We start from the raw sequence: 13,878 nt of genomic DNA on the forward strand, positions 1-13,878 counted from the left end.
AGCGCTGGCTCCACACCAACGCTCAAGTGGATGGGGAGACTGCCCTGCGCCTCTTCGCAGGTCTGCCGTGGCGAACGAAGGTGATTCCCCTTAGGGAATTGCATTCTACACAATTAGGACGAGCGTGCCCCACCCTTCAACCCATTTCCTTACGTTTTACAGGCAGATGCAACCGCACCACCAGGCCGGGCGCATGATCTCCCAGCTCCAGACGCCCATCATGCAGCCGCGCAACAGCCGCGACAAGTGACAGCCCGAGCCCGGAACCGGGCAGCGTGCGGCTGACCTCGAGCCGGACAAAACGGTCCGTCACCCGGCTTCTGTCTGCCTCGCCTATGCCCGGGCCGCGATCCGCCACGCTGAGCACCGCCTCATCACCCACCCGCCTGAGGGTGACAGCGATATGCCCGCGTGAGCCATCTGCTGTCCGGCCATATTTGATGGCATTGTCGACCAGATTGGAGAGCGCCTGAGCAAGCAGCTCCCGCACGCCATGGACCATCATCGGCTCGGCCTCGACAGTCAGGTCCAGCCCCTGCTCATCCGCCAGCGGCTCATACAGCTCGGACACATTCTCGGCGATATCCGCCAGATCCACATCGCTCATCATGGAGCGGGCCTGTCCGGCCTCGGCCCGGGCGATCATCAGCAAGGCATCAAAGGTGCGGATCAATCCGTCGCTTTCCTCGATGGTGGTGATGAGAGCATTGCGGAAATCCTCTTCCGTCCGCCCCGAGCGCAAGGCTTCCTCCGCCCCGTTGCGCAGGCGTGTGAGCGGGGTTTTCAGATCATGGGCGATATTGTCCGAAACCTCCTTCAGCCCCAGCATCAGCGCCTCGATACGCTCCAGCATCGCGTTGAGGGAGAGGGCGAGCCGGTCGAACTCATCGCCCGTGCCATCAATGGCAAGGCGGCCGGAAAGATCTCCCGCCATGATGGTGGCGCTGGTCGCTGTCATGGCGTCGATGCGCTTCATGACGCGACGGGTCACGAAAATGCTGCCGGCCAGCCCCAGCACCACGATGAGCAGAACCGCCCATTGCGCCGGACGCGCCACCATATCGCGCATGGTATCGCGCTCTTCGATATCGCGCCCCACCAGCAGCCGATAGCCACCGGGCAGAAGGGAGACATGAATATAGGCCACATGGCTGCGGGCCGTGGTGCCGCCACTGCCGTCATCTGCCCGCTCATAGGTGGCAAAGCGGGTGCCGGGCTTGTCCAGAAGGCCGAGGGAAAGATCAGCCACATTGGCCGCCAGCACCTCGCCCTGAAAATTGGTGAGCATGAAGATGGAGGAGCCGGGACGCCGGGCACGCCGGTCCATCACATTCACAAGCCGCTGGATTCCCCCGATCCGGTACTGATCTGAGAGGAAACGCACCTCGCGCTCCAGATCGCTGGCCACCTGGTTCTGGATCAGCTCCCGCGTGTGCCAGGCGGTGTAGCTGATGACGGTGACGGCAAAGATGGCGAACACCACCAGATAGGCCGCCAGCAGCTTGAAGGCCGTGGTGCGCAGCAGGCGCGAGAAATAGCGCAGCACCTTCATGGGCAGGGAAAGGGAACCGCTGGCCGGGGCTGTCATGTTCAGGCCGCTCCGGCCCGCACCATGTAGCCTGCTCCGCGCACGGTGTGGATCAGCGGCTCATCAAAGCCCTTGTCCACCTTGGAACGCAGGCGCGAGACATGCACGTCGATCACATTGGTCTGCGGGTCGAAATGATAATCCCAGACATTTTCCAGAAGCATGGTGCGTGTCACCACCTGCCCGGCATGGCGCATGAGGAATTCCAGCAGGCGGAACTCACGCGGTTGCAGGATGATGTCCTTGCCCCCGCGGCTCACCCGATGGGCCAGCCGGTCCAGCTCCAGTTCACCCACCTTGTAGACGGAATCCGCCGCCTGCGGGCCACCCCGCCGGGCAAGAGCCTCGACGCGCGCCAGCAGCTCGGTAAAGGCATAGGGCTTGGGCAGATAATCATCTCCACCCGCGCGCAACCCCTGCACCCGGTCATCCACCTGCCCCAGTGCGGAGAGGATGAGAACCGGCGTGGCATAGCCGCGCCCGCGCAGTTCGGCCACAAGGGAGAGGCCATCGCGCAGGGGCAGCATGCGGTCGACGACCAGCACGTCATACTTGCCATCCAGCGCCAGGGTCAGGCCCTCCTCGCCATCGGCCGCGTGGTCCACCACATGGCCGGCTTCACGGAAAGCCTTGCGCAGATATTCAGCAGCGTCGCGGTCGTCCTCGACGAGGAGGATGCGCATGGTGTTGAGGGAGCCCGGATCGAGATTCGAATTCATGTCACTCTATCCCAGCTTCACATCAAGGGTCCATGCAGGCCGAAGCCTGTGTGGAAACCAAAAAGGGCGGCGCGGGAAGCCAGAGCAGGGCTGCCCGCGCCATCGGGGTCAAGGCGGTCCGGTTCGGGGGGCGACATGACCGCGCTGACACCGTGATGAAGCCCGCGCCAGCCTCAGATGACAGGCGCGGGCAATGCGGATCACTTCTTGCCGGCATCTTCCAGGCTGATGGCAACGAAGCGCACACCCTGGCGGTTCTTCACCTGCAGCAGCACGGCCTTGCGGTTGGCGGCCTTGGCGGCCTCAAGCCCCTCACGCACATCCTTGGGTGCGGAAATGGTCTTGTCGCCCACCTTCAGGATGACATCGCCGGTGCGCAGCCCCTGTGCGGCAGCAAGGCCGCGCGGGTCCACACCCGTGACCACCACACCCTCGGCGCCGGCGCCATCGACGCTTCCGGCAGGGGCGAGCTGGAGCCCCAGACGCGGCAGGCCCTTCACATCGGCAGAGCTGTCCGCACCCTCGCCGGGCTTGGCGTCGATATCACCGGGAAGCTGGTCCAGGGTGAGCGGCACGGTCATGGTCTTGCCGTCACGGATCAGCTCCAGATCAACCTTGGTGCCGGGCTTGAGCATGCCGATCTTGCGGGAAAGCTCGCGGGCATCCTTGATGGCCTCGCCATTCACCTTCACGATGACATCGCTGGCCTTCACGCCGGCCTTCTCACCCGGCGCACCCGGCTGCACCTGCGAAACAAGCGCACCCTCGGTCTGCTTGATGCCAAGCCCGGACGCCAGCTCCTCCGTCAGCGGCTGGATCTGCACGCCGATATAGCCGCGCGAAACCTTTCCACTGTCCCGCAACTGCTGAACCACAGTCGCGACAGTCTCGGAGGGGATGGCGAAAGCGATGCCCACATTGCCGCCGGAGGGCGAGACAATGGCGGTGTTCACACCAATCACCTCACCATTCAGGCTGAAGGTCGGACCACCCGAATTGCCCCGGTTGATCGGCGCGTCAATCTGCAGGAAGTCGTCATAGGGGCCGGAGCCGATATCGCGGCCACGGGCCGAAACGATACCCGCCGTAACCGTGCCACCCAGACCGAAGGGGTTGCCAACCGCGATAACCCAGTCCCCCACACGCGGGGCGCTCTCGGCCAGCTTCACCCAGGGCAGATCGGAGACATTGTCGATCTTGAGCAGGGCGACATCCGTACGCGGATCGGTGCCGATCACCCGCGCGGTATATTCCTTGCCGTCGGTGGCGGTCACCTCAACCTCGTCGGCGCCATCCACCACATGGTTGTTGGTGACGACATAGCCATCAGCAGAGATGAAGAAGCCGGAGCCCTGCCCCACGACAGGACGCTCGCCCCCACGCGGGCCACGCGGACCGCGCGGCCCCATCGGGCCGGGGCCTTCGCCAAAGCCGAAGCGCTTCAGGAACTCCTCGATCTGCGGAGGCACATTGCCGCCCATCGGCCCCATGCCGCCCGGGCCTTCTGCATCCACATCCTTCTTCACCTTCACCGAAACAACGGCCGGGGAGACCTTTTCGACGATATCGGCAAAGGAGAAGGTATTGGCAGGCTCATTGGTGGTGATCTGCGCAAAGGCCGCAGTGGTGGTAACCGGGGTAAGGGCACCGGCCATCACACCCGCAAGCGCAAAGCCGACAACGCCGGCCAGAAGAGCAGAGCGGCGCTTCGTCATGAAAGAGGTCTTGTCGGAGCGGGTCATTGAGGTCACGTCTCTCTCATTGGCCGGGGCGTGTTCACACGGCGTTCCGGCAGGTTCGAGAGAGAACTTATCGAACCGAATCTTACAGTTCGCTGGCCAGCACATGACAGTTCGGTAATGTACTGGCCGGATGCACAGGGCGCATGCGACCGAAAGGAAGGTCAGGGCCGCGGGATGCCAGGGCGGCTCCTGAACAGAACTGCCCCGGCGTGATGCCTATCCATCCAGAAGCTTGTGAAGGCGCTCTTCCTCTTCCTTCGTCAGGGGCGGAACAGCGGCGGCCTGACGCCGGCGGGCCAGCACGATCATGCCCAGCCCGCCAAGCGCCAGCACCAGAAACGGCGTGGCCCACAGCAGGGCATTGCGGGCGGTGAAGCGCGGACGCAGCAGCACGAACTCGCCATAACGCTCCACCATGTAATTCAGCACATCGGAATTGCTGTCACCGGCCTTCAGCCGCTCGCGCACCAGCAGGCGCAGATCGCGGGCGAGAGGCGCGTCGGAATCGTCGATGGACTGGTTCTGGCAAACAAGACAGCGCAGCTCCAGTGAAAGCTCGCGCGCCCGCTGTTCCAGCGCCGGGTCCGCCAGCACCTCATCCGGCTTCACCGCATGCGCGGGGATGGCGAGCGAAAGGCTGAGCAGTCCCGCCGCCAGCAGACCATACAGATGCTTCATGCCGCGATGCATCAGCACCTCCTATTCCGCCGGAACCGCAGCCAGACGCTTGCGCGACGGCTTTGGCGCGCCCACCCGCAGGCGACGGTCCAGCAGGGACAGCACACCCCCGATCGACATGACCACAGCCCCGAGCCAGATGAGCGTGACCAGCGGCTTGTAGGACACCCGCACGGCCACCCCGCCATCCACCTCCTGCTCCTCGCTCACGCTCACATAGAGCTGGCTGAAGCCGAAGGTGCGGATGCCCGCCTCGGCCGTTGCCATCTGACGGGCCTCGAACATCCGGCGCGAAGCCTCGATACGCCCTTGTGGCACACCATCATTCATGATGGAGAACACCGCGACACGGGCATCAAAATTCGCTCCTCCCCTGTCCACCAGCTTTTCCAGCGTGAGGGTGCGCGAACCGATAGTGACCTGATCTCCCGGCTTCACCGCGGCGATCGTCTCCAGCCCCCATGTGGAGGCACACACGATACCCAGCAGGGTCACGCCAAGGCCGAAATGCGCGAGCGCCGTGCCATAGACCGAACGCGGCAAGCCACGCAGGCGGGACCATGCCACCCGAAGCCCAACGCGCGAGACGGCGGAACGTTCCACAAGATCGATCAGGGAGCCGATCATCACAAATGCAGCAAGGCCAATGCCCACGAGCGCCAGAACCGGCCCGCCGGTGGTCGCCGCGGCCGTGACTACCGCCGCCACGACCCCAAGCCCCAGAGCCCAGATCAGCCGCTGCGCGACGCCCAGCAGGTCACCGCGCTTCCATGCCAGAAGAGAGCCAAATGGCATCGCAAACAGCAGGGGCAGCATGAGCCCGCCAAAGGTGAGATTGAAATAGGGCGGCCCCACCGTGATCTTGGCGCCAGTCAGCGCTTCCAGCGCCAGCGGATAAAGCGTGCCGATGAGAACCGCCGCAGTCGCCGCCGTGAGGAACAAATTGTTCAGCACCAGCGCCCCCTCGCGGGAGACAGGGGCGAACAGCCCGCCCTGCCGCAGCTCGGAGGCGCGGAAGGCGAACAGCGCCAGAGCTCCGGCGATGAAGAACACCAGAATGGCCAGAATGAAGACGCCGCGCTCCGGGTCCGATGCAAAGGAGTGCACCGATGTCAGCACACCCGAACGCACAAGGAAGGTGCCCAGCAGCGACAGGGAAAACGCGAGAATGGCGAGGAAGATGGTCCACACTTTCAGCGCGTCGCGCTTCTCCATCACCACGGCGGAGTGCAGCAGCGCGGTGGCCGCGAGCCAGGGCATCAGCGAGGCATTTTCCACCGGATCCCAGAACCAGTATCCACCCCAGCCCAGCTCGTAATAGGCCCAGTAGGAGCCCATGGCGATGCCAAGGGTCAGAAACACCCAGGCGGCAAGGGTCCATGGCCGCACCCAGCGTGCCCATGCCGCATCAATCCGCCCCTCCAGCAGCGCCGCAATGGCGAAGGCGAAGGAGATGGAGAGCCCCACATAGCCCAGATACAGCAGTGGCGGATGGATCGCGAGGCCCGGGTCCTGAAGGATCGGGTTCAGATCCCGCCCCTCCGCAGGCGCAGGCACCATGCGCAGGAAGGGATTGGAGGTGAACAGGATGAAGGAGAGGAAAGCCCCGGCAATGCACCCCTGCACCGCCAGCACATAGGCTTTCAGCCGGTCCGGCAGATTGGTGCCGAAAATCGCGACCAGCGCCCCGAACAGGGCCAGCACGAACACCCACAGCAGCATGGAACCCTCATGGTTCCCCCATGTGCTGGTGATCTTGTAGATGAGTGGCATCCGCGAATGCGAATTCTCCACCACATTCACCACCGTGAAATCGGAGGTGACATAAAGCTGGACCAGCGCCGCGAAAGAGAAAAACACAAAGGCAAACTGGCCGATGGCAATGGGGCTGGCAGTGCCCATCAGCACCGCATCACCGCGCTTTGCCCCCCATGCGGGAAGAACCACCTGCAGCACGGCGAGGGCAAAGGCGAGAGCAAGGGCATATTGGCCAAGTTCAGCAATCATGCTCTCAGCTCCCCGAAGGCCGGTCGGAGACAGGGCCTTCCCCATCCTCGACATGCTGCCACAACCCCTGTTCCTTCAGGGCATCCGCCACTTCGCGCGGCATGTAGTTCTCATCATGCTTGGCGAGAACCGTATCGGCCACGAACATGCCATCCGGCTGCAGCGCGCCTTCCGTCACCACGCCCTGCCCTTCGCGGAACAGGTCCGGCAGAATGCCGGTATAGGCCACCTTCACCGTGGCATTGCCATCCGTGATGGCAAAGATGGTGGTGGTGCCATTCTTGGTGACCGAACCGTCTTCCACCAGACCGCCCAGACGCACCCTCTCCCCCGGGCTGATCTGCCGCTCTGCCACCTCGGTGGGCGTGCGGAAGAAGACGATGGTGTCATTCAGCGCGGAAAGAATAAGTCCCGCGGCCAGCGCGATGACACACAAGCCGGCACTGATGAGAACAAGGCGGCGACCTTTGCGCGTCATGTCTATTCTCCCGGGGCAAGGGTTTGTGCGGCATCATTGATGCGCGCAAGGGCCTGCGGATTCTGGGCGAAGATGGTGCGCGCCTTTTCGAGCGCACCCTTTGCCTTGTCGTTTTCACCCATCACGGTGAAGGCTCGGGCAAGGCGCAGCCAGCCATCGAGGTCGTTCGGCTCATCGTTCAGCCGGTCCTCAAGCCGTGACACCATGCCCTGAATCATGGCGCTTCTGTCACCCGCCGACATTTGCGCGGCATTGGAGACATCCTCAGCGGTGGGCCCCGGCGCGGCAGGGGCGGATGCCGTTGCGGGTGAGCCTGTCTCCGCCTGGGCCCGGGCCATCGCCCGGCGCAGCAGGGGCAGATAGGGAGCATCGGCGGGCGACACGCGTTCCAGCCGCCGCCAGATCTCCACCGCATCGGCCGGGCGACCGTCCTGCTCCGCGGCAACGCCGAGGAAATACAGCGCCCGCGGCTCTTGCGGGTCCATCTTAACGGCCTCACGGAAAATCCGGCTGGCCTCATTGGAAACGATGCCATCATTCGCCGCCACCATCGTCTCGCCCATTGCGGAGAGACGATCTCCGTTGGGGCCGAGAATGCGGATGATCTGGGCATAGGCCTTGCCGGCATCTTCCGGCCGCTGGAGGCGCAGATAGATGGGCGCCAGCAGGGCATAGCCCTGCGCGTCATCCGGGTTCTGCTTGAGATGCTCTTCCACCTTGCGCACCATGATCGCAATGTCATTGCGATCCGGCGGGGAGGCCAGGCGCTGGGCCAGCGGCGCACCCGGCACATCTGGCGCACCGAGAACGCCATAAATGCCGGCGCCCACCACCGGCACCACCAGAAGCGCGAACACCGCGGCAACACGACGGCGCACCAGCGCGCCCCCCGCCTCCGCCAATTCCTTCTCGCTACCGGCCGCGATCAGACGGCGCGCCACCTCGGCCCGCGCGGCTTCCGCCTCCGCCGCAGGCAGGCGGCCGCTTTCCCTGTCGCGCTCGATTTCCGAAAGCTGGTCCCGATAGACCGCAAGGTCGGCATCCTGCTCGCTGCGCAGGGTGCGCGCGCGGCTGAGCGGCCACAGCACGAGCAGCACCGCAAAGGCGGTCATGGCAATGAAAGCGATAAAAAGAGCGGCAGACATCATGTCATAGCGGTTACTCTCTAACGACTCTAAAGCAAAGAGCAGAAACGCTGCCAGCGGCGCGGCGCCGCAGGGTACGGCCTGCATTTGTGTCATTCTGAGTTCCGCAAGGGCATGCGGAAGGGAGCTGGAATGCACCAAACGCGCATTTCACACATCTTCCGGCCCTGTATGATCCTCCTGATTCGGCATAATGGGCCCGTGGCTGCCCTGAGCCCTGAGAGGATGAGACGATGGGACTGTTCGACCAGATGGTGGGTGGCGTTCTGGGCAAGGTTGGCGGCACGGGCGCACTGGGCGGCCTGCTCAACAGCGCCCTCGGCGGCAGCCTGGGTGACGCCCTGCCCGGCATGGTGAATTCCGCACTGGCCAAGACCGAGTTCGGCAGCCTTGCCGGCCTTGTCACCTATCTTCAGGAGAACGGCCTTGCAGATCAGGTCGCAAGCTGGCTCTCCAGCGGCGAGAACCTGCAGGTGACCGCGCAGCAGCTGATCTCCGTCATCGGCCAGGAGCATCTGGCCCATGTCGCCACTGCTGTCGGCCTGCCGCCCGAGACTGTGGGCGACCTGCTCTCCCAGCACCTGCCCGGCCTGATCGACAAGCTCAGCCCCAATGGGCAGATCGAGCTGCCGACCGCCTGACAACAGAAGGCGCAACAAAAAGGGGAGGCCCGCCACTCATGGCCGGGCCTCCCCTTTTTTCGTTTCAGCCCTGTTCAAACCGCCGGATCACTCTCCGGTAACCGCCGGCACCACATCATCCAGCATCAGCGAGGCACAGGTGAATCCCTCCTCCGGCTGGCTGAAGCTCGTGGTGGTGGTGAAGGCGCAGCGCGTATCCTCCGCCTCCGCCAGCCAGGTCACCAGATGATAGGCCAGTTCGGCCTCGGCCTCATCCGGCTGGTCATGGAATGCGGAAGCCGCCGGAATCTGTGCGCTGGCCTTCCCCGTGCTCCTGAGGTCCAACACATCCACCAGAAGGGAAATGGTGCCCTCCTCATCCGCGGCGGTCATCACGGGGGTGATCTGAAGGGTGAACTGATCCCAGCCGGTTGCGCCACGGGTTGCGGCGGCATCGGCCGTGATTGTCGCACTGAAGCGCGGCGGCTGGGTACCCTTGCGCTCAATCTTCACATCCGAGATCACGAACTTGCGCAGGCGCGCCTTCTTGTCCTCCTGCGGCGGCTGCCCTGCAAGCTGACGCTCCAGAATGCCGGTCACATAGCTCCTGAACCGGTCATCATTCAGCTGGCCGTTCTCCATCACCTTTGCAGAAGGGATGACGGCAAGAGCCATCTCCCGGCACAGATTGGGCAGATGGACCCCGGCAACAGCGGGAAGAGAACGGATCTTCTCCGCCACAGGAGCCTCACTGCCGACAGGCACGGTGATGTCAAACGTGACGTCATGCCCGCTCTTCGCCGCCATCCGCATGCGCGTCCAGACATTCTCCAGCTTCACGGTCTTGACCATATTGTCCGCACCCACGATCACCACATTCAGAGAGGCCAGATCGCCGGGCGCATGCGCCATGTTCCGCAGATCGCTCGCGCGCAGGGTGACGGCGAGGCCGCCATGGACAAGGCCGCACCACGCCTCATTCTTGCGCTGGAGCGCCAAAGCCGGGTGTGAGAAGCCGCCATCGGGCCTGAAAAGCTGCACATCCTCAAGCCCCGGCACAATTCCGGTCTCGACCCAGAGCTTCTGCTCCCCGCGGTCCTCCTGCCGAAGCTGGACCTTGTAGACCTCATTGCCCTTGGTGATGGAGAGTTCCATCAGGCCCTTGTTCACCGTGCCGCTCAGGGGCAAGGACGGGCGCGGATCTCCCACTGGCGGGCTCAGCGCCCCCTTTACGGATGCGTCATGCATCTCCAGCTTGACAATGGCAACCCGGTAGGGCGGGAAGAACGGCAAGCCGACAGCCATATATTGCTGCTCTGCCGCCGCCGCCGGCACAACCATGCAGCCCACCAGCACAAAGGCGCCCAGCCTGTTCAAGACCCGTTTCAACATTCTCTCTGTCCGCCCTGCATCTGCCACTGGCATGCCTGTTGCCTGCATCTGCATTCTCTTAGTCCGGGTTTCCTAACGGAAACCTGACAATATGGACTTCTGGCCCACACGATCCATGATGCCTTGCATGACTGCTATGATCCCATGAAATGCTCGTTTTCATGACCAAATGAAAAAATCCGAGGAATGCCCCGCATGAGTTCTTCCGAACCCCGCATGATTGATGTGACGACGCCGGATGGCCTGCACATTCAGGCCCGTGCCTGGGGTGCGCGGAAGGGGGCGGAGCTGCTCTTCATCCATGGCTTCTCACAGGCCGGGCTGTGCTGGCGGCGGCAAACCATGGCGGCTGAACTCGCCCATCTGCATATGGTGGATTATGATTTTCGCGGCCATGGTGCATCCGACAAGCCGGCGGCAGCGGATTATTACCAGCCCGCCCAATGCTGGGCAGATGAGCTGGAAGCCGTCATCACCCAATCCGGTCTGGAACAGCCTGTTCTGGTGGGCTGGTCTTATGCCGGGCGAGTGATCTGCGATTATCTGGGCCTTTACGGCCCTGCCCGGCTGCGCGGCATTGTTTTCGTCAACGCCGTCACCCGCAATGAGCGTCATTTCTATGGAACATCGAACCGGCTGATGCGGCAGATGTGCACGCCGGATCTCGATATCAACATTGCCGGCACCCGCGCCTTTCTGCGCAACTGTTTCGAGATCATGCCCGACGAGGATGTTTTCGCGCAGCTTCTGGCGGCCAATATGGTGGTGCCTCCATATGTCCGCGCCCGGCTTTTCGGCCGACCGGCAGATTATGATGAGATGCTCGCAGCGCTCGACCTGCCGGTGATGGTGATGCAGGGTGACAGGGATATCGTGGTTGCACCCGCCATGGCGCATCATATTGCGGCGAACATTCCCGGTGCCCGCCTGCACATGTTTGAGGGCATAGGGCACGCGCCCTTTCTGGAAGCGCCCGGAGCCTTCAATGCCGCGCTTCTCGACTTCATGTCCGGCCTGCCCTGAAAAACAAAAAGCCCGGACCAGCATTGTCCGGGCTTTTTCCCCTTGCCCGCTCCGCCAGAGAGGCAAAGCTGCCAAGGCGGAACGAACACCTCGCCGGTGCGGAATCGGAGTACATCCGTCCGTCTTCCGCGTGCATCTGGAGATCTCGACAGATGCTCATCGGCTTGGGGTTGAGTATGAGATAGGAAGGCATTCCGGCTTTTTCAAGGCGTTACCGCAACGGAATGCAAATCATCAGCGCAAGATCAGCTTTCGCCAAAAGGAAGCCGACTTGTCAGGATGGTGCTGACCACCCAAAAAAGATGTGGCGGAAGACCCGAAGCCTTCACGCCACATGAATCACACCCCGGCGGCCTGCACAATTGCAGCGCCGCACCGGGCGAAACACCATCTCAACGACGGCGGAAATTCTGGCGGCGGGCGCCGGGAGGCGGGGCGGAGCCCTCGGCCTTGTGACGGAAATTGATGCGGCCACGATCCAGATCGTAAGGCGACATTTCCACCACCACGCGGTCACCCTCAATGGTGCGGATGCGGTTCTTCTTCATCTTGCCGGCCGCATAGGCCAGGATCTGATGGTCGTTATCCAGACGCACGCGGAAATTGCCGTCGGGGAGCACTTCAGTCACAGTGCCCTCGAACTCCAACATCTCTTCTTTCGCCATATAGTCTCTCCACTGGGCCCCGCTGGGGCGATGCTGGCGGGCTTATCTCACGAAAATGCGCTTCAGCCCATAGGACTCTTGCGGGAACAGCATCAAAGCTGTCCCCGCTCATGATATTCAGCTCAGTTGCTGGTGCTCTTGGCGCTGCCGCCGCGACGGGGGCTGGCCTTCATGAAGCCGATGCCCGCCATTTCGCCAGAGGGGCGCGGCCCACGCGGCGTGCGCGTGTTGCGGTGCTCGGCGCGGCCTTCGGTGCGACCATCGGCACGGGCGGCCGGCTTGCGATGATCCGGGCGGCCCTCGGCTGCACGCGGCTCATTGCGCTTGTCCTGCTGCGCACCAGCGGGAGCGCCATTGCGCTGCGGGCGACGCCCTTCACGGCGCACGGCCTCACCGGAACCGGCTTCAGCCGGACGCTCTCCACGCGGACGCTGGCGCTGGCCGGGCGCAGCCGGGCGGCGGCCATTGCGGGCACGCGGCGCATCCTCGCTCCACTCATCCTGCACGATCGGCTTGCCGGCAGGCACATTGAAGCTGGCCTGCGCGCCACGGCGATCGCTGGAAGGGATCTGGATACGGATCAGACGCTCGATGGAGCGCAGATAGGGCCGCTCCTCATGATCGCAGAAGGAGATGGCGATGCCTTCACGCCCGGCGCGCGCGGTGCGGCCAATACGGTGCACATAGCTTTCGGGCACATTCGGCAGATCATAATTGACGACATGGCTGACGCCGCTGACATCGATGCCGCGTGCGGCAATGTCGGTTGCCACCAGCACCCGCACCTGCCCTTCACGGAAGGCCGCCAGAACGCGATCACGCTGGTTCTGGGACTTGTTGCCATGAATGGCCTCGGCCGCGATGCCCACACGCGCCAGCGTGCGCACCACCTTGTCCGCCCCATGCTTGGTGCGGGTGAAGACGAGGGCGCGGTCAACCGGCTCCTGCGAGAGCACTTCGGCCAGCAGATTGCCCTTGTTCGGCTTGTCCACCAGCACCACGCGCTGCTCCACCTTGTCGGCGGTGCGGGAAACCGGGGTCACCGCCACCTGCGCAGGATTGTGCAGCATGGAGTTGGCCAGCTCGGCAATGGCGGTCGGCATGGTGGCCGAGAAGAACAGCGAATGGCGCTTGCGCGGCAGACGGCGCAGAATGGCCTTGATGGCATGGACAAAGCCCATGTCCAGCATCTGATCGGCCTCGTCGAGGACGATCACCTCCACCTGATCCAGACGCACAGCATGATTATCCGCAAGGTCGAGAAGGCGGCCGGGGGTGGCGACCAGAACATCGACGCCGCGATGCAGGGTGCGCACCTGGCGGCCCATGGGCACGCCACCAATGGCCAGAGCGACAGAAAGCTGCGTATGGCGGCCAAAGGTTTCAAAATTGTCCTGGATCTGGCCCGAGAGTTCCCGCGTGGGGGAAAGAACGAGCACACGCACGCTCTTGGACTCGAGCCGGCGCGGGTTGCGCACCAGATAATCCATGATGGGGAGGGCAAAAGCTGCCGTCTTGCCGGTGCCGGTCTGGGCGATGCCGATCAGGTCACGGCCAGCAAGAACTTGAGGAATGGCCTGCGCCTGAATGGGCGTAGGTGTCGTGTAACCAGCGTCATTGAGGGCGCGCAGAACAGGCTCGGCAAGGCCGAGAGTAGAAAAAGAAGTCAAGCTCAGTCTTTCATGGCAGATCAGCGACAAGCTCAGGGCGCAGCATAAATCAGTCGCACAGCGACACGGCCATGAAGGCAACGCGCCAGGCAGGATATGCAGGATGCCCGTCTGCTGATGCAGTCTGCGGGATCATTGACATCCCGCGCGG

12 protein-coding genes are annotated in these 13,878 nt (G+C 63.5%); 2 read left to right on the forward strand and 10 right to left on the reverse strand.

Going from position 1 to position 13,878, the window contains the following annotated elements; genetic code table 11:
- Positions 1–136: 136 nt before the first annotated feature.
- The 7 genes from ACT6QG_RS10775 to ccmI form a co-directional block, all read right to left on the reverse strand.
- Positions 137–1,543: an ATP-binding protein gene (locus ACT6QG_RS10775; protein WP_444977791.1), complete on the reverse strand. Its 1,407-nt coding sequence runs from the start codon at positions 1,541–1,543 to the stop codon at positions 137–139.
- A 47-nt stretch (positions 1,544–1,590) separates the two neighbouring features.
- The gene (locus ACT6QG_RS10780; RefSeq protein WP_444977571.1) at positions 1,591–2,307 is read right to left on the reverse strand and encodes a response regulator transcription factor; all 717 of its coding nucleotides are present in this window, start codon (positions 2,305–2,307) and stop codon (positions 1,591–1,593) included.
- A gap of 200 nt (positions 2,308–2,507) precedes the next feature.
- Positions 2,508–4,049, reverse strand: coding sequence for a Do family serine endopeptidase (locus ACT6QG_RS10785; RefSeq protein WP_444977792.1), 1,542 nt, complete (start codon positions 4,047–4,049; stop codon positions 2,508–2,510).
- Between the two features lie 216 nt (positions 4,050–4,265).
- A complete protein-coding gene (locus ACT6QG_RS10790) occupies positions 4,266–4,739 on the reverse strand; it encodes a cytochrome c-type biogenesis protein (RefSeq protein ID WP_444977572.1) in 474 nt (157 codons plus the stop codon).
- 9 nt (positions 4,740–4,748) lie between these two features.
- Positions 4,749–6,734: a heme lyase CcmF/NrfE family subunit gene (locus ACT6QG_RS10795; protein WP_444977573.1), complete on the reverse strand. Its 1,986-nt coding sequence runs from the start codon at positions 6,732–6,734 to the stop codon at positions 4,749–4,751.
- Between the two features lie 4 nt (positions 6,735–6,738).
- A complete protein-coding gene (gene ccmE, locus ACT6QG_RS10800; protein WP_444977574.1) occupies positions 6,739–7,212 on the reverse strand; it encodes a cytochrome c maturation protein CcmE in 474 nt (157 codons plus the stop codon).
- A 2-nt stretch (positions 7,213–7,214) separates the two neighbouring features.
- Complete coding sequence (gene ccmI, locus ACT6QG_RS10805; protein WP_444977575.1) at positions 7,215–8,360, reverse strand: c-type cytochrome biogenesis protein CcmI; 1,146 nt, start codon at positions 8,358–8,360, stop codon at positions 7,215–7,217.
- Between the two features lie 230 nt (positions 8,361–8,590).
- Here ccmI and ACT6QG_RS10810 point away from each other — a divergent pair, with 230 nt between their 5' ends.
- Positions 8,591–8,998 (forward strand): YidB family protein, encoded by a 408-nt coding sequence (locus ACT6QG_RS10810; protein WP_444977576.1) that lies wholly within the window; start codon positions 8,591–8,593, stop codon positions 8,996–8,998.
- 87 nt (positions 8,999–9,085) lie between these two features.
- On the opposite strand, the gene ACT6QG_RS10815 is transcribed toward ACT6QG_RS10810, so the two are convergent.
- Positions 9,086–10,369: a hypothetical protein gene (locus ACT6QG_RS10815; RefSeq protein ID WP_444977577.1), complete on the reverse strand. Its 1,284-nt coding sequence runs from the start codon at positions 10,367–10,369 to the stop codon at positions 9,086–9,088.
- Between the two features lie 195 nt (positions 10,370–10,564).
- On the opposite strand from ACT6QG_RS10815, the gene ACT6QG_RS10820 reads away from it, so the two are divergent.
- On the forward strand, positions 10,565–11,392 hold the full coding sequence (locus tag ACT6QG_RS10820; protein ID WP_444977578.1) for an alpha/beta fold hydrolase: 828 nt from the start codon (positions 10,565–10,567) through the stop codon (positions 11,390–11,392).
- Between the two features lie 392 nt (positions 11,393–11,784).
- Here the strand turns inward: ACT6QG_RS10820 and infA are convergent, their stop codons facing one another.
- On the reverse strand, positions 11,785–12,057 hold the full coding sequence (gene infA, locus ACT6QG_RS10825) for a translation initiation factor IF-1 (protein ID WP_444977579.1): 273 nt from the start codon (positions 12,055–12,057) through the stop codon (positions 11,785–11,787).
- A gap of 122 nt (positions 12,058–12,179) precedes the next feature.
- Complete coding sequence (locus tag ACT6QG_RS10830) at positions 12,180–13,727, reverse strand: DEAD/DEAH box helicase (protein WP_444977580.1); 1,548 nt, start codon at positions 13,725–13,727, stop codon at positions 12,180–12,182.
- Between the last annotated feature and the right edge of the window lie 151 nt (positions 13,728–13,878).

It is taken from the genome of Haloleucobacter ellipsoideus, assembly GCF_052491725.1.

What these genes read in the sequence shown, in the direction of transcription:
- ACT6QG_RS10790 (WP_444977572.1), bottom strand. Translation starts at nt 4,739, where the DNA reads ATGCATCGCGGCATGAAGCATCTGTATGGTCTGCTGGCGGCGGGACTG.
- ccmE (WP_444977574.1), bottom strand. Translation starts at nt 7,212, where the DNA reads ATGACGCGCAAAGGTCGCCGCCTTGTTCTCATCAGTGCCGGCTTGTGT.
- ACT6QG_RS10820 (WP_444977578.1), top strand. Translation starts at nt 10,565, where the DNA reads ATGAGTTCTTCCGAACCCCGCATGATTGATGTGACGACGCCGGATGGC.
- ACT6QG_RS10810 (WP_444977576.1), top strand. Translation starts at nt 8,591, where the DNA reads ATGGGACTGTTCGACCAGATGGTGGGTGGCGTTCTGGGCAAGGTTGGC.
- ACT6QG_RS10795 (WP_444977573.1), bottom strand. Translation starts at nt 6,734, where the DNA reads ATGATTGCTGAACTTGGCCAATATGCCCTTGCTCTCGCCTTTGCCCTC.
- ccmI (WP_444977575.1), bottom strand. Translation starts at nt 8,360, where the DNA reads ATGATGTCTGCCGCTCTTTTTATCGCTTTCATTGCCATGACCGCCTTT.
- ACT6QG_RS10785 (WP_444977792.1), bottom strand. Translation starts at nt 4,049, where the DNA reads ATGACCCGCTCCGACAAGACCTCTTTCATGACGAAGCGCCGCTCTGCT.
- infA (WP_444977579.1), bottom strand. Translation starts at nt 12,057, where the DNA reads ATGGCGAAAGAAGAGATGTTGGAGTTCGAGGGCACTGTGACTGAAGTG.
- ACT6QG_RS10815 (WP_444977577.1), bottom strand. Translation starts at nt 10,369, where the DNA reads ATGTTGAAACGGGTCTTGAACAGGCTGGGCGCCTTTGTGCTGGTGGGC.
- ACT6QG_RS10780 (WP_444977571.1), bottom strand. Translation starts at nt 2,307, where the DNA reads ATGAATTCGAATCTCGATCCGGGCTCCCTCAACACCATGCGCATCCTC.